The sequence below is a fragment of the Anaerophaga thermohalophila DSM 12881 genome (assembly GCF_000191885.1).
GTDB lineage: Bacteria > Bacteroidota > Bacteroidia > Bacteroidales > Marinilabiliaceae > Anaerophaga > Anaerophaga thermohalophila.
This window is the reverse complement of sequence record NZ_AEWI01000178.1, coordinates 1-480: the sequence shown is the minus strand read 5'-3', so window position 1 is coordinate 480 and position 480 is coordinate 1. Positions and strand designations below refer to the sequence as shown.

1 rRNA gene is annotated in these 480 nt (G+C 44.6%); it reads right to left on the bottom strand.

The features are described 5' to 3' along the window. Positions 1-236: 236 nt before the first annotated feature. Positions 237-347, bottom strand: a 5S ribosomal RNA gene (rrf, locus tag ATH1_RS0117495). Between the last annotated feature and the right edge of the window lie 133 nt (positions 348-480).

Genomic DNA, 480 nt, shown 5'->3' with positions numbered 1-480 from the left:
CACAAAACTAAGGAATTATCTCATTTAAAAGTAACATCAACTGATAAAAACCGATTAAACAATAGATCGTTAGATTTTTAGATGTAAGATGTAATATAAAACTAACCTCTAATCATCTGACATCAATTAAAGTACGATAAGATAAGCCGCGACAATATCCTTTCTTTGGCGCGAGGCAGTCAAGCCGCTCCATAAAAAAAGCCGCTCCGGTGTTCCGGAACGGCTTTCTTCTAAAAAGTCGGCGGCGACCTACTCTCCCGCTTTTACGCAGTACCATCGGCGCTAACAGGCTTAACTTCTCTGTTCGGAATGGGAAGAGGTGGAACCCTGTTGCTTTAACCACCTTAAGGGGGCCTCCAATTCCCCTCCCAGGGAGGGGGATTGGAGGTGATGTGTTGACATATTGGAAGCCTCCCCTTACCCCTCCCAAAGGAGGGGAATTGGGAGGTGTGACTCTTTTGCAATTTGCAATTTGCAATT